Raw genomic sequence first — 18,802 nt, forward strand, 5'->3', positions numbered from 1 at the left:
TCATCTATTGCGGCGCTAGTAAAATGCAATAGATAAGATAGAATTTTTTGGAGGATATGATGGATAGTGACCCGTTAATTTTTGATGTAAATATTGCAAAAAATAAACCTAATTCATATCGTAAAGTAAAGAATAATTCGGGCTGTCCATTTTGTGAAGTTGACAGCCTAGAAAATATCTATCAAAAAAATGGTGACATGATCTGGTTGCGTAATAAGTATCCAACGCTACGTGATACGGTTCAAACTGTTCTAATTGAGTCGAGTGATCATCATGGTGATATTGCGACCTATTCTAAAGCGTTCAATCGACAATTAATCCAGTTTTCCTTGAACTGTTTTAATAAGATGAGGGCGCAAAAACGGTTCCAATCCGTTTTATGGTACAAGAACTTTGGCCCAAATTCAGGCGGCTCACTTGTGCACCCACACATGCAGATTGTTGGACTTGAAAAGCAAGACGGCTATCGGTACATTGATGAAGCTAATTTTAAGGGTATAACACTCTTTGATGAAGCTGGAGTTGAGGTTAACGTTTCAACTGCGCCAATTCACGGCTATGTTGAATTAAATCTTAATTTATGTGATTTGTCTAGTGTTGACCTATGGGCAGACTGGATTCAAGCGGGAACCAAGTACATGTTAAATGTGGTGTCGAAGGGGCGTTGTGATTCCTATAATTTATTCTTTTATCCGCGTGAAAGAGGCAAAATTTGTGCTAAGCTAATTGCACGATTTGCTGCTTCACCTTATTTTGTGGGTTATAAGCTACCGCAGGTCGATAATCGTGAAAAATTGCTCCAAGAGGCCGAGCAATTTAGAGCCTTTTTTGAAGAAGAACAGGATTAGGAAAAAGCATATAAGGACAGCTAGAGTTTAAACCTGTATTATCATGGTCTTAGCAACTAATATAATTGTTTGCGACTTAAAAAGTTTAGCAATATAATAGCGAAATGTTATTAAGGAGAAAACTTACATGAGACGAGAACAAACAAGAAACATGGCAATTACAGCTTTATTCATAGCACTTTTTTTACTGCAGACCTTTGTTCCTAACATTGGCTACATTCGTATCCTGCCTGGGTTACCTGCAATTACAACTGCGCCATTAACAGTAGCAATTTACGCCTTATTAATGGGTCCAATGGCTGGAACAGTTTTTGGTTTGTTTTGGGGAATTCTACGATTGATCTTGGCGTTTACACAGCCAGGCGATATTGTCAGCTTGATGCTCTTTCAAAATGTTTTCATCGCAGTAATTCCAAGTGTTTGTGCTGGACTTTTTCCTGGTCTAATAGGCAAACTCTTTCAGAATAAGAAAAATGGAATAAGAGAAACCAGCTATGCAATTGCAGGTGCGGTTACCTCTTTAACCAATACAGTCTTAGTCATATTATTAACCAGCCTTGTTTTTATGAATGATTCAGGTAGGCTAATTGGTTATATGGGTAATTTTGCCAAAGGAACGCCATTAATCGAGGCTTTGATTGTTGCCTTAGGGATGAACGGCTTGATTGAAGCAATTTTTACAGCAATAGTTACACCGATTATTGTGATACCACTAAAAAAAGTGATGAAGAGAATTGGCTAATCCTGAATTTTATATACTAGAAATACAGCAAAACTTAGCTGTTAAAAGCACTTACATAAGTAAGTGCTTTTTTTGTTTGACAAAATTCCAAAACAGGACTAGTGTATTAGATATATAATACACAGTGACCAATAGGAGGAAAAGGAAACATGACTGAAATACTACGTGTAGAGCAGGTAACTAAAACATATGGCAAGCGCGGCGAAAAGCAATATCAAGCACTAAAGGGTATTAACTTCACGGTTAATTCGGGCGAGTATGTGGCTATCATGGGTGCTTCAGGTTCAGGTAAAACAACCCTGCTTAATATTTTGTCAACGCTTGATAAGCCGACAAGTGGTCATGTTTTTATTAATCATGAGGATAATAGTACGTTAAACGCCAATCAATTAGCCGATTTTAGAAGTAAGCAAATTGGCTTTATCTTTCAAGACTTTAATTTGCTGGAAAACTTAACAAATCGTGAAAACATTGCTTTGCCTCTAAGTTTGCGTGGAATATCAACTAAGCGAATTGATCCGTTAATCGATCGAATTGCTGGACGACTTGGAATTGAGCAAATATTAGCCAAGTATCCTGCTGAGGTTTCCGGAGGTCAAAAGCAAAGGGTAGCAGCAGCCAGAGCTTTAGTTCATGAACCAGCAATTTTACTTGCAGATGAGCCAACCGGTGCGCTTGATTCAAAGAGTGCACGCGAATTATTGGATACAATGGAAGATTTGAATCAAAATGATGGCATTACAACATTGATGGTTACTCATGATCCGTTTGCCGCTAGTTTTGCCAGCCGAATTCTCTTTATTAAAGACGGTAAGATTGGTAAGCAAATGTTGAAAAACGAACTGTCGCGGCAAGAGTTTTATCACTTATTGATTGACCATTTAGATACCGATGAATAGAGGAAACGAATATGATTTGGAAATTATCTTTAACAGGAATCAAAAATCGTTTTAAAGATTATACGGTCTTATTCTCTGGCTTGGTTGTTGCAAGCATGATCTTTTACATGTTTTTGACCATTGCAATTAATCCGGCTTTTATCAAAAACGATATTCAAACCTCAACTTCATATGTTCAATTTACATTTGGCTTTGGCATTGTATTACTAGTCATTATTTCAATGATTTATCTTGTTTACGCTAATTCGTTTTTGCTGAGCATGCGTAAGCACGACTATGGCATGTATATGATGCTAGGAGCCAAGAGTAGCAAGATTGGGTTGCTAATTTTTCTAGAAACATTGATTACTGGGATTTTAGCCACTTCAGCTGGCATTATTCTGGGCTTTGGTTTGACCACAGTTGTTGCTAAATTACTAATTGATAAACTGGGTTTAACGGTTACTCATTTTAGTCCCATCTTGCCTAATGCCGTTTTGTGGACACTAATCTTTTTCACTTTAATGTTTCTCTTCGGCGCGCTCAAAAATGCACGTAAATTAGTACGTACACCAGTAATCAGCCTTTTGAAAGACGAGCAAAAGCCAGCTGAAATGAGTCATAAAACGGGGCTGCGTTCAGTGGAAGCAATTGCTGGCCTAGTTCTGCTAGCCATAGGTTACTATACGCTCAGTCTTCCCGCAGCAATGATTTTAATTATCATTCCAGTTGCTTTAGTGACGATTGTAGCGGGGTCATACTTTACATTTAATTCTTTTTTCAGTGCATTAATTGGCTTTCTATTAAAGCGAAAAGACTTTTCTTACCGGGGAATCCGGGTGTTTACACTAGGCCAGTTAAAGTTTCGGATTCACGATTACACCAAGATCTTAACAATTATTTCGCTACTCTTTGCCTTGGCTTTAGGAGCAATCACGGTGGGATTGAACTTTAGTACACTTAAAGATCAAGCTACTGCAAGCACATATTATGACACGACGATTGTAAGTTCCTCTTCTGCAGTTCAAGAAGCTAAAAAGCAGCTGCATATCAAGCATGAACAAACATATCATTATAAAGAAAACAAAAAGTATTTGTACTTTAAGCGGACTGAATTCAGTGCTAATCCAGTCAAAAACAATGAATTCTATGTCAAAAATGACACACCAGCATATAAGACAGTAAATTTGAAAATTGCTGATCTGGCTAAGCAGGGAACAACTGCTAATAACGCTTTGAACTCAATGCTTCCTGCTAATCGCCATAAACCTATTCGTTTGGTTTCACAGCAAAAGTGGGCTAGTTTAAAGGGTGACAAGCAGTTTGTCACGCTTCTAACCGTAAAGAATTTTCAGCAAGACTATCCAATCCTCTTAAAAATTGAAAAGCAGCAGCTAGAAGAGAACAAAAATTATGCCAATGTTTACCAATCGAGTAAGGCAGGAGCCTATCAGCTAGTTATGAACTTTAGCAGTGGCTTTGAATTCATGGGCTTCTTCTTGGGATTTGCTTTCTTAACTATGCTTGCTTCTACTTTGATGTTTAAGATTTTAACTGGTGCTGCTAGCGATAAAATCCGCTATCAGATGTTGTTTGAAATGGGCACTAGAATGTCTGTCTTACGTAATTCAATTAAAAATGAGATTGGTATCTTATTCCTTTTACCGGGAATATTAGGCGTAATCGATGTTCTATTTGGTTTACAGATGTTTAGAGTTTTCCTTCCAGCCCCGTACCACAACTTATGGATCCCATTTACAATTTTTATCATTTTGTACGTCCTCTATTACCTAATAACAGTGAAGTTATATGAAAAAATCGTTTTGAAATCGGATAGTGTTCTCAACAAAGGAGAATGAGCTGCTAGTTTAGGAAAGAGGAATGCGTATGATTTGGAAGTTGTCTTTAACGGGAATAAAAAGCAGGCTAAAGGACTATCTGGTTTTGTTTTCTGGTTTAACTGTTGCTAGCATGGTTTTCTATATGTTTTTAGCAATTGCAGTTAACCCAGCCTTCATTAAAAATGACATCCACGTTAGAACAGATTACTTAAAATATATTTTTATTTTTGGCATTGTTTTATTAGTCATTATTACTTTAGTCTATTTATTGTATGCTGATACGTTTTTACTCAGCATGCGTAAGCATGATTACGGCATGTACATGATGCTGGGTGCTAAAAGTACTAGGATAGGGCGACTGATTTTTGGTGAAACCCTAATCACTGGTCTTTTAGCCACTTTTTTAGGACTTATACTTGGGTTTGGTTTAACCTGGATTAGTCTAAAAATACTAATTAGCAAGTTAGGCTTAGAAATACCACATTTTCAGGCCATTTTACCTAATGCGATTATAATTACGATTGTGTTTTTCTTAGTAATATTTTTGGTGGTGGCCTTGGCTAACGTATACAAGTTAACGCACACGCCTGTTATTACTTTGTTACATGAAGATCAGGCACCAGTAAAATTTCGCTATCGCCCATTTTTACGAGTAATCGAAGCAGCAGGCGGTGTTTTCTTACTGGCAATAGGTTATTACGTAATGACACTGCCAAAGGAGCAAGTTTTTAAAATTATTCCAACCGCTTTGGTAACAATTGTAATTGGTTCATACTTGATTTTTGCTGCGGTGTTTAGTTCGCTTGTTGGGCTTTTGCTAAAAAGGAAAAGTTTTTCTTATCATGGCATTCGTATGTTTACGCTGGGACAGCTGAAGTTCCGACTGCAAAGCTATACGCGAGTTTTGACAATGATTTCTTTGCTGTTTGCTCTAGCACTTGGTGCAATCACCGTTGGTTTGAACTTTGATTCGCTCAATAATTTAGCAACACAGTCTGTTTATTACGATGCAACAATTGTTAGCAATTCTTCTGCTGTCAAAAAGGCCGAGTCAAAACTGGATGTAATTAGTAAACAGACCTACCATTACAAGGAAACCAAAAAAGTTCTTTACTTTGATCAAGCAGAACTTTCGAAACAGCCAGTGAAATATGTCAGTGTTAATTATTCCAATAGCAGAGGTGTCACTCAATATACTATTAAAGCACTGCAAGTAAATAAAATATCTGATAGCAATGCAATAGATAATACTATTTTTATGCGGATGGTTCCAAACCATGGCCAGCAAAAAGTTAAGCTTGTCTCGTCAAAGGAGTTAAGCAAACTTAGTGGTCAGAAAAACTTTGTTAGTCTTCTTCGAGTTAAAGATTTTCGCCAGGCTTATCCTATTATCGCTAAAATAGAAAGTCAGCAAGTAAAAGAAAAGCCTGCTTTTTCCGTCCTCGTGCCCCAGTCTAAAGCGACTTTTTACGGCAACTCACTCGCTTACAGTAGTTCGTTTGAGTTCATGGGCTTCTTTCTCGGCTTTGCCTTTTTGACTATGCTTGCTTCAACTTTAATGTTTAAAGTTTTAAGTGGTGCTGTTGGCGATAAAGCGAAGTACCGGATGCTCTACCAAATGGGGACAAGGAAACAGCTGCTACGGCGTTCTATCAAAGCAGAAATCGGTGTTCTTTTTCTCTTACCAGCACTTCTAGGTGTGATTGATGTTCTTTTTGGACTTCAGCTTTTCAAAGATTTGTTAGAAAACCCCTACCGTAGTATCTGGATTCCGTTTACTATTTTTATTATTCTTTATTCATTTTATTATTTATTAACAGTCAAATTGTATGAAAAACTTGTTTTAACAAAAGAGTGAAAAAAGCTGTAATCATTGAGATTACAGCTTTTTATTTTTGCTGAGAAAGCCAACTATTTATTCAAGGTTTTTTGACTAAATTAAATTATTTTTAAAATATTTCTTGACACCTAAAAACAAGATACCTATAATTCTAAGTGTTAAATTAAATTTTGGGGAGGCTATTTTAATGAAAATTACAAAATTAAATAAAAAGAACATTAGAATAGTCAATACGCAAAAGATAATTATTGCCTTGTTGTCAAGTAGGACTTAACCTAAGTAGATTGCTGAATGCAGTTTGTAAAGTTGAGCCCTTGTTTGCTTCTTGATGAATGGGGCTTAACTCATAAATGACCTAGCGCCTCATTCATTAAGTTGAATGAGGTGTTTTTGTAGGTAAATGTCAAAGGAGAAAAAATGAGTAAGTTTACTAAAAGAGTAATGAGTGCTGTCACATTAGGAGCGGCTGCATTTATGATGGCGGGCTGTTCCGTTGCTAAAAACAGTGGTAGCAAGGGAACAACCCAAGCACATGATGTTGTTAAAATTGGTGCCAATTTAGAGTTGTCTGGAGCTGCTGCCGGTTATGGTAATGCGGAAAGACAAGGTGTCCAACTTGCAGTTGATGAAATCAATAAAGCCGGTGGAATTAACGTTAATGGCCACAAGAAGAAAATTAAATTGATTTTACGTGACAATAAGTCGGCAATTGCTACTTCATCCTCTGTTGCAGCTCAGTTAACTACTAAGGACAAGGTTGCGGCAATTGTTGGGCCTGCAACCACAAGTGCAGGTACTGCTGAAATTCCAAATATTACGAAGGCAGCTGTGCCAAGTGTCAGTCCATCAGCAACGGATTCAAAATATACTTTACAAAAAGACGGTAAGGTTCAAGAATATGTTTTCCGTGCTTGTTTCCAAGATAATTTCCAAGGAACTAAAGCAGCAGAATTCGTAATGGATAAATTAAAGGCCAAGCGTGTTGCTATTTACGCTGATAATTCAAGTGATTACGGAACAGGACTTGCTAAGGCCTTCCAAAATACATATAAGGGTAAGGTAGTCGCTAACCAAACCTACTCAGCAGGTGATAAGGACTTTAACGCTGTTTTAACTTCATTTAAGTCGAAAAACGTTGATGCGATTTATGTTCCTGGTTACTACACTGAAGTAGGCTTGATCATCAAGCAAGCCCGTCAAATGGGTATCAAGGTTCCAATCGTTGGTGGTGACGGAATGGCTGATCCGAAGTTACCACAAATCGCAGGTCCTAAGAATGCCACAAATATTTTCTACACCACACCATTTTCTACTCGTGTTGCAGCTAAGGATCCGTTTGCTTCGAAGTTTATGAAGGCGTTCAAGGCACGTTACCACACTGATGCTCCTGCCTTCTCAGCACTTGCTTATGATGCGGTATACCTAGTTAAAAATGCAATTGAAACACAAAAATCAGATGATTCAGTCAAGATTACTGCAGGTTTAGCTAAGACTAAGAACTTCAAGGGCGTTACTGGCGAAATCACGATTGATAAAAAGCACAACCCTGAAAGACCAATCATAACTGAGGAAATGACTAACGGAAAAATCAGTAATTCTTACAAGGTTGACTAACGTAAAACATGTTTAGTTAATAGAGATATTTCAAAGGAGCGATCAAATTTGCAGATAGTTTTACAGCAAATTATCAATGCCTTATCATTAGGCTCGATATATGCCTTGTTGGCGTTGGGTTATAGCATGGTTTACGGCATTATTAAGTTAATTAACTTTGCTCATGGTGATATTTACATGTTAGGGGCATTTTGTGCCTACTACGTAATTAGCCTTTGGCACTTTAACTTTATTACCGCTCTACTTACAGCAATGATTGTTAGTGCGCTAGCTGGTGTAGTGATTGAATATTTTGCATATCGACCTCTACGTAAGTCACCTAGAATCGCGGTTTTGATTACTGCTATTGGTGTATCGTTTTTGCTAGAAAATGGTATGTCATATTTAGTAGGCTCTAATGCACGCAGCTTTCCCCAAGTAATGGAACAAGTTAATTACAACATTGGTGGCATTGTCATTTCTAATATTCAAATTTTAATTTTGGCTACAGCGTTGATCTTAATGGTTTTGCTGCAGGTAATTATCAAAAAGACCAAAATGGGACGAGCAATGAGAGCTGTTTCGGTTGATCCAGATGCGGCTGAGTTAGTCGGTGTAAATGTGAACCATACTATTTCATTTACTTTTGCCTTAGGCTCGGCCTTAGCCGGTGCTGGCGGTATTCTGATTGGGATGTACTATAACCAAATTGATCCGCTGATGGGAATGACACCGGGAATCAAGGCCTTCGTGGCAGCTGTATTGGGTGGAATTGGCTCAGTACCTGGTGCATCACTAGGAGGTTTCCTGATTGGTATTTTGGAAACATTTTTCCAATCAATTGGTTTATCTGCATACAAAGATGCTGTCGTTTACTTTGTCTTAATTGTTATTTTGCTCTTTTTACCAGCCGGTATCTTTGGCAAAAATACTAAAGAAAAGGTTTAGGTGGCAAAATGAAAGCAAATTTGAAATACATCTTGTCGTGGCTTGTAATTATGGTTGCGGGCTTCTATCTAATCAATGCGTTGATTATGGTAGGCGTGATCGATGACTTTATTGAAAATATGTTGGTCACAATCGGAATCAATATTATTTTGGCAACGGGATTGAATTTAATTATCGGTTTTAGTGGCCAATTTTCACTTGGACACGCTGGTTTTATGGCAATTGGTGCATATGCAACCGCGATTATTACCCAGCACGTAAGTATTGAACTAGGTTTTATTGTGTCATTGCTGGTTGGGATGGCACTTGCAGCACTTATTGCCTTAGTTGTCGGAACAGCAACGTTTACTCGATTAAAGGGTGATTATTTAGCAATTGCGACTTTAGGCGCAGCTGAAATTATTCGTAACATCATCAATAACCTGAAGATTACTGGTGGCTCAGCGGGAATGTTTAATATTCCTCAACTATGTTCTTGGCCAACTGTTTATATTTTGGTTTGTTTAACGACCCTAGTTTTGATGAACTTTATTAGATCTAAAAACGGACGAGCAATCAAAGCTGTGCGTGAAGATGAAATTGCTGCTGAAGCGATGGGAATTAATACTACAAAGTGGAAAGTAGCCGCTTTTGTTATTGGTGCGACAACAGCTGCGATTGCTGGTAGCTTGCATGCGTCCTATATCCAAACTATTTCACCATCAAACTTTGGAATTATGGAGTCTATTTCGATTCTTGTAATTGTTGTTTTAGGTGGTGTTGGTAGCATGACAGGAACATTTTTAGCAGCAATTGTTTTAGGCGTGTTAGATACGGTCTTACAAAACTTTGGTGCGCTAAGAATGGTTATTTATGCAATTGCACTGATTTTAATTATGATCTTCAAGCCATCAGGACTGCTCGGTAACTGGGAATTTTCATTAAAGAATCTTGGTAAACATTTTGGTAAAAAGGAAAGGGGCTAGCGCATGGAGCATTTACTGCAAGTAGAACACGCGGTACGAAAATTTGGTGGTGTAACCGCAGTTAACGATGTTTCACTTCATTTAGATGAACATGAATTGGTTGCCCTTATTGGTCCAAATGGTGCTGGTAAAACAACGCTATTTAACTTATTAACAGGGATGGTTCCTGTAACTAGCGGTAAAATAGATTTACGAGTTGACAAGCAAACTTATGATTTAACCAGTAAGAATGCTGTTCAAATCGCTGATTTAGGCTTGTCACGAACTTTTCAAAATATTCGTTTGTTCAAAAATTTATCAGTTATGGATAATGTTTTAACTGCCATGACAAATAAGTACAAAGAAGGATTTTTGACAACTGTTTTTCGTTTGCCAAGCTACTATCGAACTGAAAAGGAAATGAGAGCAGCGGCAGAAAAACTGCTAGACATTTTCGATTTAACAGATAGCCAAGCATTATTAGCTGAAAATCTACCTTATGGAACGCAGCGCCGCTTAGAAATAGTTAGAGCTTTGGCAACACAGCCTAAAATTTTGTTCTTAGATGAACCTGCTGCTGGAATGAATCCAGAGGAAACGGCAGATTTAACTAACCTAATTAAGCGGGTGCAAAAAGAGTTTGGTATAACTGTTTTATTGATTGAGCATGACATGTCTCTTGTTATGAACTTGGCTGAACGCATTTATGTTCTCGATCAAGGAGAACTGCTTGCAACTGGTACCCCTGAGGAAATCAGGACAAATAATAAAGTGGTTGAGGCATATTTGGGAGAAGGTGAAGTCTAGATGGCGATGCTCGAAGTTGAAAACTTGTCCGTTAACTATGGTGTTATCCAAGCTGTTAAAGGGGTAAGTTTCAAAATAAATGAAGGCGAAATTGTGACTTTGATTGGTGCAAACGGTGCCGGCAAGTCGACAATTGTTAAAACAATCTCTGGACTACTTAAACCTAAGGATGGTCAAATCACATATCAGGGTAAGAGCATTGTTAAAGAAAAAGCTCCGCAAATAGTATTAGACGGGATTTCACAAGTTCCAGAGGGACGGCATATTTTTTCCGGACTAACGGTAATGGAAAACCTACAGATGGGTGCCTTTTTACAAAAAAATGGTAGTGAAGTAAACAAGGGTTATCAAGAAATTTTTGAACGTTTTCCAATTTTACAAAAGCGTAAAAATCAGGATGCTGCAACGCTGTCAGGTGGTGAGCAGCAAATGCTGGCCATCGGTCGTGCGTTGATGGCTAAGCCTAAATTACTTTTACTTGATGAACCTTCGATGGGACTGTCACCTTTGTATATTCAGGAAATTTTTAAGATTATTAAAGAGCTGAATGAAAAGGGTACAACAATCTTGTTGATTGAGCAGAATGCTAAACAAGCTCTCTCGATTGCTGATCGAGGATATGTATTGGCAACTGGTAAAATTGAATTAACTGGTACAGGACAGGAGCTATTAGCTAATCCAGAAGTGCAGAAAGTGTACTTTGGTGGCTAAGCAGTTACTTTAAGAGTAAAAAGACCATTCACTAAAAATGTGAGTGGTCTTTTAATCTATGGAGCAAGCTCTATTTGTGGTAGAGCTTCTTAACGTTTTTAACATCGACTGGCTGAATAGGGTATCTTCCCTCAGTGTCCATGACGGACGGAACCTTTGTATTATGATCAAGCCCCATTGCATGTCCTAGCTCATGCTCGATAGCTTGAAGTACTTGTTGGTAGCGCTCAGCATCATCTGCAAAATCACACAAGTAATATGTGTTTAACTGGATAGTTGATGCAACGAGACGGTGGTTTTTGACGTAATAGCGCCAATGAGTGTAACCTGCATAACGAGTTTCTGAATTGTACCAAGGTACAACAGTGATTTGAGCCTTTTTTCTATTTTTAGTTTTTGTGAACGTAAATGCACCTGTCTCGTTCCATTCTTTAATTGCATCATTAGTTACGGCAATTAAATCGTTATTTTTCCCTAAATCAAGGTAAATCGAAGCTTTGGCTTTGTTCCATCTGCGGTGTGGTACCTTCTTAACTTTCTTAGCCTTTTTAGTTTTTTTGGCATAGGTGATTTGATTAAAAGAATCGGGTAAATTGGAACCGCTGCTTAGAGTAAATGATCCGATGAGAGTTATTGAAGCAAATAGTGCATAGAATGATTTTTTAATAAAATGATGGCGTTTTTTCATCTTAATTACCTTTTTACTTACTACTACAATATTAATGATAATTATAACAGTAAACCAATTAAAGCGTGTAAATTATCAATTTATTTTATTATTGAATAATCCGAGTCTGGACTAACGATGGCGCTCGACAATGCGGTAAATAAGTATTTTGGGGTAATAAAAATCCTCAATTATCAAAATAATTGAGGATATCCATAGATAGAAAAGTGTAATTAAGATAATTTCATTTTATTATAGGAAATTACTTTTTTATCTTTGTCAGTCATATTCATAATTGTGATTGAAGCATTACGGGGACCTTCACTAATATCAAAGTCACCATATTTTGCTGCAATACTACGGATAGTGAAACCGTGGGTCACAAGTAGGATGTTTTCAGCGCCATCAAGCTGACTAATCAACTTGAAGCCCTGATCGAGTCGTTTCCAATATTCTTCTGCGTTTTCAGCATCATGAAAGGGATCAGCCTCTTTAATCCAGTCTTTAACCTTATCAAGTGGTTCCTTTTGGAACAAATCATAATGATTTTTGTAACCATGAGGTCCAGCAATCATTTGCCATGCTGCATCAGAATCCATACCTTCAAAGTAACCATAAAAGTGTTCGCGGAAAAATGGGGAAGCTATATGCTGCAGTACGTCACGATTAGTATTATGTGACATGATAATATCACAAGTATCACTAGCACGTTTTAAATCGCTAGAAAGAGCAATGTCAAATGAAACGTTCTTAAGGGTTTCACCAGCTTCATTAGCATCAGCAATTCCCTTATCAGTTAATGGTGTATCACACCAACCTTGCATTTTATTGTAGCGATTAATATAAGTTTGACCGTGACGGACAATATAGATTCTTTTCATTTTACCTACTTAGATTTTTTTAATATACTTAATTATTGTAAAGTTTTTTGACAGCTTCAATATCTGTTTCTTGAATAGAATAGATAGAGCCAGTTGGATACATAACTGATTGGCCGTTATTGTGCTTAAGCCCAATTGCGTGACCCAGCTCGTGTTCAACTGTGTTGACAACTCGTTCATAACTGTAATTGTAGCTTGAGAAATTGTCAAGGTAGTAGGTGTTTAATTTAGTGTCAGCAGAGAATAATAGTCCTGATTTTACATAGAAGTGAAAAGTTGTATAGCCAGCATAAGTAGTGTTTGGGCTATAGACACTTTCTATTGTAATATCAGCTTTCTTTTGGTTTTTGGTTTTAGTAAAAGTGAACGCTCCAGTGTCATTCCACACTTGAATTGCATGGTTGGCAGCTGCGGTCAGGTTTTTGTCACCATCTAAGTCAATGTAAACACTGGCTTTAGGTTGTGCCCATTTCCATTCGGCAGAAGCAGTCTCTTTTCTTGATTTCTTGGCGCGTTTTTTAGCCTTTTTTGCATAAACGACTTGATTTGGCATACTGGACAAAATATTGTTGCCGAGTGGTTCAAAGCAGCCGCTAAGTGCGATAACTGCTATTAAAGCGTAAGTTAGTTTATTTAAAAAATGGCGAAAGTTCCTCATGATTTATCAGCTCCGTTACTTTATGTTATTCGAGGATAATTACAAAACTTTCAAACGACCCGTTTACTTTATTATAGACGTAAGTCCTTTAATTTTCACGGATTGTACTCGAAAAATTTCAAAAGTAATTAAATGATATGTTGTATATATATAAATCATGTTTAATGTTAAAATAATAAACAAGTTTTAAAAAATGCAGGTGACGTTATGTTAAACGCAAAGGATGAAAAAAAGTTTGAGCAAGATCATCTTGATCATATCTTAAAAATGATAAGAGCCAAAAAGGCTGAGTTATCTTCTTCAATTAAGTCGGCAGAAGGAGAAGCTAAGGATCTTAACTCCCACTTTTTTGATGATGTAAAACTAGATTATGACGGCTATTCCACCTCAATGGAAACGGCCTTGTCAATTCATCAACAGCAACAACTTCTTGATGAACGTGAGAATGCATGGCAACATGCAGCTAGGCAATTAACGACAATTCAAAAATTAGAGCAAAAGCCATATTTTGCACGAGTTGATTTTAAAGAGAACGGTCAGCCCGCAGAGACTATTTATATTGGTTTAGGCTCCTTTGCTGACAAAAATGATCACTTTTTAATTTATGACTGGCGTGCCCCAATTTCTTCAATTTATTATGATGGCAAGCTTGGCGACGTCTCTTACGTTTCCCCTGAAGGAGAAATTACCGTTGAGATGACCAAGAAGCGACAATTCATGATTGAAGACGGTAAGATTGTCAATATGTTTGATACCAATGAATCGATTGGTGATCAAATGTTGCTTGAGGTCTTGGGTGAAAAGTCCAGTACGCAAATGAAGTCGATTGTGACGACAATTCAGCGCGAGCAAAATAAGATTATTCGTAATACAAGTGCTGATTTGTTGTTTGTTCAAGGTGCTGCTGGTTCGGGAAAGACTTCTGCAATTTTACAAAGAATAGCATACTTGCTTTATCGCTATCGTGGCAATTTAACAAGTAGTGATGTTATTATGTTCAGCCCTAATCAGCTATTTAATGACTACATTAAAAATGTTTTGCCTGAGATGGGTGAACAGAACATGGTGCAAATGACATACTGGCAATTTGTTGCACGTCGCTTGCCTGGAATGAATGTCGAAAACTTGTTTGACCAGTTTGAAGACGATGCTGCCGATTCGGCAATCAGTCAATTTAAAGATTCGACTAGTTTCTTTGATTTGCTGACTCGCTATGCAAAACACCTTAATCAACGTGGTGTAATCTTTAAGAACATTTATTTCCGTGACAAAAAGCGTCCATTTTTTGAAAAAGCAAAAATTAATGAAATTTATTATTCCTACAATTCGAACTACAATTTAAGCAACCGAATTGATGCAACACGTGAAGAGTTAATTAAACTGCTTAACCGCAAGATTAATTCTGAAGCTAAAAAGTCTTGGGTAGCTGATGAGATTCAAAGCCTGAGTCAAGAACAGCTTAATGAGCTGTATGACAGACCTGATCAAGAGTTTGAATCTGAGGAAAAAGAAGAAAAGTTCTTAAGCCGCAAGATTGTGGTTAAGGCGCTAGATAAAGTTTTCCAACAAATTAAGCGTAATAACTTTATTAATATGCGTGCGCAATATCTTAGTTTCTTGCGTCGCGTTCCCAAAATGACTGATCTTTCTAAATGGAATATTACCGAGGATCAGTGGAATGACCATGTTGAAGAAGTCAAAGCTAGTTTTAAGAACCACTACATTCATATGAATGATGTTTCTGCCTATCTTTACTTGTATGACATGATTACTGGACGGCACGTTGATTATGAAATGCGTTATGCCTTTATTGATGAAATTCAAGATTACACGCCATTTCAACTTTGCTATCTTAAGTATAATTTCCCACGCGCCAAATTTACAATGCTGGGAGACTTAAACCAGGCTATTTTTACCAAGGATGAGAGTCGAAGCTTACTTAAACAAATTAGTGGCTTGTTCGATCCTAAGAAAACGGATGTTGTTCAGTTAACTAAGTCTTACCGTTCAACCAAGCAATTAACAGATTTTACCAAGCAAATTTTACGTCAGGGTGAAAAAATTGAGTCCTTTAACAGACAGGGACCAAAGCCTGTCGTTTGGGGACGAGATGACGATGCTGAGGCGTTAAAAGTTTTACAACAAGTATTACTGGAAAATGAGCAAAACAAGTTGACGACAGCGGTGATTACTAAAGATCTTGAAAGTGCTAGGTTTGTTGCAGAAGAATTGAAGAAAAATGGTATAAAAGCCACGTTGATTGCAACCGCTAATCAGCGACTGGTTGATGGGACGTTGATTATTCCATCATATTTAGCTAAGGGATTGGAATTTGATGCAGTCATTATGTGGGATGCCTCAAAGAAAAACTATTATCGCCTTGATGAAACACAACTGGTTTACACAATCACTTCGCGTGCAATGTATAAGCTTGATATGATTTATACAGGCATCAAAAGTTCACTTCTTGATGTTGATCAAGAAACTTACGAAGAAAAATAGGTGAGGCTAAGATGGAAAAACAGGAAACCTTTAAGTTTAAAAAAGTTGCTGACATGTCAGGTCAAGAGGTATATTGTGTTGCAAGATTGCGTATTGATACTTTTGTTACAGAACAGAAAATCACTGATCCTGAACTTGATGATCAAGATCTTACTGCAATTCAGGTCTTTTTGCTGAACGAAGAGCAAAATAGAGCACTTGCTGTTTGCCGTATTTTTAAAGAAAATGATCAGTGGGTTCTTGGCCGTGTAGCAGTTGCGGCACAAACACGTGGACAACATCTTGGTACAAAAATGATGCAGCAGGTGCACCAATATCTACGCGACCTTGGTGTTAAGCAATTAATTTGCCATGCTCAAATGCAAGCTAAACCTTTTTATGATCAATTAGGTTATCAGACTAAGGGTGAAGTTTTTACTGAAGCTGGTATTGAACACATTATGATGTACTATAACTTATAAAAAGAGGTAAAACTTGCGTTTTTAACGTGAGTTTTTCTTTTGCAATGAGATAATTTAACTTGATATCGGTAATGATTTGAACATAAGGTAAGGGAAAGACTAAAGATGAAAAATTATTTGCGTTTTAATCGAGACGAATGGGCATCTTTTTCTTCTAATGATGCTGTTAGAATAACGAAGGACGAACTTGCAAAAATTAAATCATTAGGGGATGTCATCAATTTAACGGATGTTCAAGAAATTTATGGCAGCCTAATTAACTATCTTTATTTGGTGTACCAAGAAAAACGTACTTTACAGCAAAAGCAGAGTGAATTTTTAAAGCAGCATGTGCTAGCTGCACCTTTTATCATTGGTATTTCCGGTTCGGTTGCAGTTGGTAAATCAACAACTGCTCGTCTTCTACAAGTTTTACTTAGCCGAACATTTCCTAGCTTAAATGTTCATTTAATGACAACGGATGGCTTTATTTATCCGAATGAGGAATTGAAACGGCGTGGCCTTTTTGATCGGAAGGGTTTTCCTGAAAGTTACAATATGAACTTATTGAGTGACTTTCTAAAGGATGTTCTTAGCGGCAAAGAAAATATTGCCTATCCGCTTTATTCACAAGAATTAAGTGATATTGTTCCAGGTAAGTATGGACATGTGAAGCAGCCAGATATCTTAATCATTGAAGGAATTAATACCTTACAGTTACCAACTAATGGGCAAATTGTTACCAGTGACTTTTTTGATTTCTCAATTTATATCGATGCTGATGAGGAACTAATTGAAGAATGGTTCATGCAGCGTTTTGAACGCGTGCTTGAAATGAATAAAAATGATCCAACTAATTTTTATTATGAGATGGCTAACGGCCCTCGAGAAGATGCAATTCAATTAGCACAAGATACTTGGCAAATGGTGAATTTGGTTAACCTGCGTGAATATATTGCGCCAACTAAACAACGGGCCAGTTTAATTTTGCATAAAACAACCGGTCATAAAATTGATGAAATCTATCTAAGACAGTTTTAACTTTTAGTACCTAGTTTTGGTCAATTTTGCTATACTAAACGGTATGAATACGATTTATTTATTATTAATTAAAAAATTTGCATTGCCTCCAGCGTAAAGTTTTTTCTGGAATTTAAACACGATTAAAATAAAAAGGAGAAAAAACAATGGTACAGGCAATTAACTTAAAAAAGGGTATGGTATTTAGTCAAGACGGTAAAATGATTCGGGTGCTTAAGGCAAACCATCATAAACCTGGTAAGGGCAATACTGTTATGCAAATGGACTTACGTAACATTGAAAGTGGTGCGGTTGTTCATAAGACGATGCGTCCAACTGAAAAGGTTGAATTAATCGACATTACTAAAAAGAAAGCACAATTCCTTTATAACGAAGGTGACGTTTATACTTTCATGGATTCCGAAACTTATGAACAATACGAAGTTTCTGGTGAACAACTTGGTGATGATAAGTTTTATTTGATGCCAAATATTGAAGTTCAATTGGAATTTGCTAATGACAGTAAGCTCCTTGGCGTTGAATTACCAGCAACTGTTACAATGAAAGTTACTCATACTGAACCTGGTATTAAAGGTGCTACAGTTACCGGTACAGGTAAGCCTGCAACAATGGAAACTGGCTTAGTAGTTCAAGTTCCTGATTTTATTAAAGAGGGCGAAGAACTAATTATTAACACATCCGAAGGCGAATATAAATCAAGAGCCGAAGGTAATAAATAGATACACTTAAAAACGCAGTCGAAAATGACTGCGTTTTTTGTTTTTGCTAAAATGCTGCTAGGTAGCTTATATTTCAATCTGAAAAGCGCTTGCATAGAAAATATAATTGTGTATAATGATACATATAAATAAGAAATGGATTGTTACTCTTTGAGGCATTACCATTAGTCAAAGTGTTTTTGAACACTTGCTAATCTTGTGCCACAAAGAGTTTTTTTGTGTGCTAAGGGGGGATAATTATGTTTAATTTTTTTAAAAAGAAAAGTATTAAATTTACTGTTACTGCACCTATTTCGGGAACACTGGCAAATTTAAGTGATGTAAAAGATCCAGTATTTTCACAAAAAATGATGGGAGACGGTTTTGCAATAAGTTTATCTGCAACGTCAAATTCAGTTTTTGCACCAGTAGCTGGAAAAGTTGTTTCATTACCTGAAAGTCATCATGCAGTTGGGATAGTTACCAAAGATGGAGATGAAATTCTCGTTCACATTGGTATAGATACAGTTAATTTAAATGGACAAGGTTTTACAGCTGTCGTTGAACAAAATGAAGAAATAGAACAGGGACAAGAAATAGTTAAACTTGATCGTGACTTTCTTAAGAATAGAGAAGTCGATTTGACTACGATGGTCATTTTTACCAAGCTGATACCGGAACATCAAGACTGGAAATTGATTGAGAGTTATGGCGATAAGGTGACTAATTTGGACACAATAGTCGAAAAGCAAGTTTAATGGGA

At 37.0% G+C, this 18,802-nt stretch carries 18 protein-coding genes; 15 read left to right on the forward strand and 3 right to left on the reverse strand.

What is annotated here, in order from left to right; genetic code table 11:
- Positions 1-59 precede the first annotated feature (59 nt).
- From F5ESL0263_RS00835 to F5ESL0263_RS00880, 10 genes are all read left to right on the forward strand, one after another.
- The gene (locus tag F5ESL0263_RS00835; RefSeq protein WP_122034123.1) at positions 60-848 is read left to right on the forward strand and encodes a DUF4931 domain-containing protein; all 789 of its coding nucleotides are present in this window, start codon (positions 60-62) and stop codon (positions 846-848) included.
- A gap of 127 nt (positions 849-975) precedes the next feature.
- Positions 976-1,590, forward strand: a complete 615-nt coding sequence (locus F5ESL0263_RS00840; protein ID WP_122034125.1) for an ECF transporter S component — start codon at positions 976-978, stop codon at positions 1,588-1,590.
- Positions 1,591-1,739: 149 nt separating this feature from the next.
- Positions 1,740-2,489, forward strand: a complete 750-nt coding sequence (locus tag F5ESL0263_RS00845; RefSeq protein ID WP_074426054.1) for an ABC transporter ATP-binding protein — start codon at positions 1,740-1,742, stop codon at positions 2,487-2,489.
- 11 nt (positions 2,490-2,500) lie between these two features.
- Positions 2,501-4,327 (forward strand): FtsX-like permease family protein, encoded by a 1,827-nt coding sequence (locus F5ESL0263_RS00850; RefSeq protein ID WP_122034126.1) that lies wholly within the window; start codon positions 2,501-2,503, stop codon positions 4,325-4,327.
- Between the two features lie 28 nt (positions 4,328-4,355).
- Positions 4,356-6,167 (forward strand): FtsX-like permease family protein, encoded by a 1,812-nt coding sequence (locus F5ESL0263_RS00855; RefSeq protein WP_122034128.1) that lies wholly within the window; start codon positions 4,356-4,358, stop codon positions 6,165-6,167.
- 399 nt (positions 6,168-6,566) lie between these two features.
- A complete protein-coding gene (locus F5ESL0263_RS00860; RefSeq protein WP_122034130.1) occupies positions 6,567-7,763 on the forward strand; it encodes an ABC transporter substrate-binding protein in 1,197 nt (398 codons plus the stop codon).
- A 48-nt stretch (positions 7,764-7,811) separates the two neighbouring features.
- On the forward strand, positions 7,812-8,690 hold the full coding sequence (locus F5ESL0263_RS00865) for a branched-chain amino acid ABC transporter permease (RefSeq protein ID WP_046305923.1): 879 nt from the start codon (positions 7,812-7,814) through the stop codon (positions 8,688-8,690).
- Positions 8,691-8,698: 8 nt separating this feature from the next.
- A complete protein-coding gene (locus tag F5ESL0263_RS00870) occupies positions 8,699-9,655 on the forward strand; it encodes a branched-chain amino acid ABC transporter permease (protein WP_122034132.1) in 957 nt (318 codons plus the stop codon).
- Between the two features lie 3 nt (positions 9,656-9,658).
- Entirely contained in the window at positions 9,659-10,441 is a 783-nt protein-coding gene (locus F5ESL0263_RS00875; protein ID WP_122034134.1) for an ABC transporter ATP-binding protein, read from the forward strand.
- Entirely contained in the window at positions 10,442-11,152 is a 711-nt protein-coding gene (locus F5ESL0263_RS00880; RefSeq protein WP_122034135.1) for an ABC transporter ATP-binding protein, read from the forward strand.
- A gap of 70 nt (positions 11,153-11,222) precedes the next feature.
- On the opposite strand, the gene F5ESL0263_RS00885 is transcribed toward F5ESL0263_RS00880, so the two are convergent.
- From F5ESL0263_RS00885 to F5ESL0263_RS00895, 3 genes are all read right to left on the reverse strand, one after another.
- Positions 11,223-11,840, reverse strand: a complete 618-nt coding sequence (locus tag F5ESL0263_RS00885; protein ID WP_122034137.1) for a matrixin family metalloprotease — start codon at positions 11,838-11,840, stop codon at positions 11,223-11,225.
- Positions 11,841-12,052: 212 nt separating this feature from the next.
- Positions 12,053-12,700 (reverse strand): histidine phosphatase family protein, encoded by a 648-nt coding sequence (locus tag F5ESL0263_RS00890; RefSeq protein ID WP_122034139.1) that lies wholly within the window; start codon positions 12,698-12,700, stop codon positions 12,053-12,055.
- A gap of 28 nt (positions 12,701-12,728) precedes the next feature.
- Positions 12,729-13,358: a matrixin family metalloprotease gene (locus F5ESL0263_RS00895; protein WP_122034141.1), complete on the reverse strand. Its 630-nt coding sequence runs from the start codon at positions 13,356-13,358 to the stop codon at positions 12,729-12,731.
- Between the two features lie 207 nt (positions 13,359-13,565).
- Between F5ESL0263_RS00895 and helD the strand changes: the two genes are divergently transcribed.
- From helD to F5ESL0263_RS00920, 5 genes are all read left to right on the forward strand, one after another.
- Complete coding sequence (gene helD, locus F5ESL0263_RS00900) at positions 13,566-15,860, forward strand: RNA polymerase recycling motor HelD (RefSeq protein WP_122034143.1); 2,295 nt, start codon at positions 13,566-13,568, stop codon at positions 15,858-15,860.
- A gap of 11 nt (positions 15,861-15,871) precedes the next feature.
- Positions 15,872-16,321 (forward strand): GNAT family N-acetyltransferase, encoded by a 450-nt coding sequence (locus F5ESL0263_RS00905; protein WP_122034144.1) that lies wholly within the window; start codon positions 15,872-15,874, stop codon positions 16,319-16,321.
- Between the two features lie 105 nt (positions 16,322-16,426).
- Positions 16,427-17,341, forward strand: a complete 915-nt coding sequence (gene coaA, locus F5ESL0263_RS00910; protein ID WP_122034146.1) for a type I pantothenate kinase — start codon at positions 16,427-16,429, stop codon at positions 17,339-17,341.
- 146 nt (positions 17,342-17,487) lie between these two features.
- On the forward strand, positions 17,488-18,060 hold the full coding sequence (efp, locus tag F5ESL0263_RS00915) for an elongation factor P (protein WP_122034148.1): 573 nt from the start codon (positions 17,488-17,490) through the stop codon (positions 18,058-18,060).
- 239 nt (positions 18,061-18,299) lie between these two features.
- On the forward strand, positions 18,300-18,797 hold the full coding sequence (locus F5ESL0263_RS00920; protein WP_122034150.1) for a PTS glucose transporter subunit IIA: 498 nt from the start codon (positions 18,300-18,302) through the stop codon (positions 18,795-18,797).
- Positions 18,798-18,802 lie beyond the last annotated feature (5 nt).

It is taken from the genome of Lactobacillus sp. ESL0263 (assembly GCF_003692845.1).
In the GTDB taxonomy this organism is placed as follows: Bacteria; Bacillota; Bacilli; order Lactobacillales; family Lactobacillaceae; genus Lactobacillus; species Lactobacillus apis.

Excerpts from the sequence above, each read along its gene's own strand:
- coaA (WP_122034146.1), top strand. The coding sequence starts at position 16,427 with ATGAAAAATTATTTGCGTTTTAATCGAGACGAATGGGCATCTTTTTCT.
- F5ESL0263_RS00880 (WP_122034135.1), top strand. The coding sequence starts at position 10,442 with ATGGCGATGCTCGAAGTTGAAAACTTGTCCGTTAACTATGGTGTTATC.
- F5ESL0263_RS00920 (WP_122034150.1), top strand. The coding sequence starts at position 18,300 with ATGTTTAATTTTTTTAAAAAGAAAAGTATTAAATTTACTGTTACTGCA.
- F5ESL0263_RS00885 (WP_122034137.1), bottom strand. The coding sequence starts at position 11,840 with ATGAAAAAACGCCATCATTTTATTAAAAAATCATTCTATGCACTATTT.
- F5ESL0263_RS00895 (WP_122034141.1), bottom strand. The coding sequence starts at position 13,358 with ATGAGGAACTTTCGCCATTTTTTAAATAAACTAACTTACGCTTTAATA.
- F5ESL0263_RS00845 (WP_074426054.1), top strand. The coding sequence starts at position 1,740 with ATGACTGAAATACTACGTGTAGAGCAGGTAACTAAAACATATGGCAAG.
- F5ESL0263_RS00875 (WP_122034134.1), top strand. The coding sequence starts at position 9,659 with ATGGAGCATTTACTGCAAGTAGAACACGCGGTACGAAAATTTGGTGGT.
- F5ESL0263_RS00835 (WP_122034123.1), top strand. The coding sequence starts at position 60 with ATGGATAGTGACCCGTTAATTTTTGATGTAAATATTGCAAAAAATAAA.
- F5ESL0263_RS00840 (WP_122034125.1), top strand. The coding sequence starts at position 976 with ATGAGACGAGAACAAACAAGAAACATGGCAATTACAGCTTTATTCATA.
- F5ESL0263_RS00890 (WP_122034139.1), bottom strand. The coding sequence starts at position 12,700 with ATGAAAAGAATCTATATTGTCCGTCACGGTCAAACTTATATTAATCGC.
- F5ESL0263_RS00850 (WP_122034126.1), top strand. The coding sequence starts at position 2,501 with ATGATTTGGAAATTATCTTTAACAGGAATCAAAAATCGTTTTAAAGAT.
- F5ESL0263_RS00855 (WP_122034128.1), top strand. The coding sequence starts at position 4,356 with ATGATTTGGAAGTTGTCTTTAACGGGAATAAAAAGCAGGCTAAAGGAC.
- F5ESL0263_RS00870 (WP_122034132.1), top strand. The coding sequence starts at position 8,699 with ATGAAAGCAAATTTGAAATACATCTTGTCGTGGCTTGTAATTATGGTT.
- efp (WP_122034148.1), top strand. The coding sequence starts at position 17,488 with ATGGTACAGGCAATTAACTTAAAAAAGGGTATGGTATTTAGTCAAGAC.
- helD (WP_122034143.1), top strand. The coding sequence starts at position 13,566 with ATGTTAAACGCAAAGGATGAAAAAAAGTTTGAGCAAGATCATCTTGAT.
- F5ESL0263_RS00860 (WP_122034130.1), top strand. The coding sequence starts at position 6,567 with ATGAGTAAGTTTACTAAAAGAGTAATGAGTGCTGTCACATTAGGAGCG.
- F5ESL0263_RS00905 (WP_122034144.1), top strand. The coding sequence starts at position 15,872 with ATGGAAAAACAGGAAACCTTTAAGTTTAAAAAAGTTGCTGACATGTCA.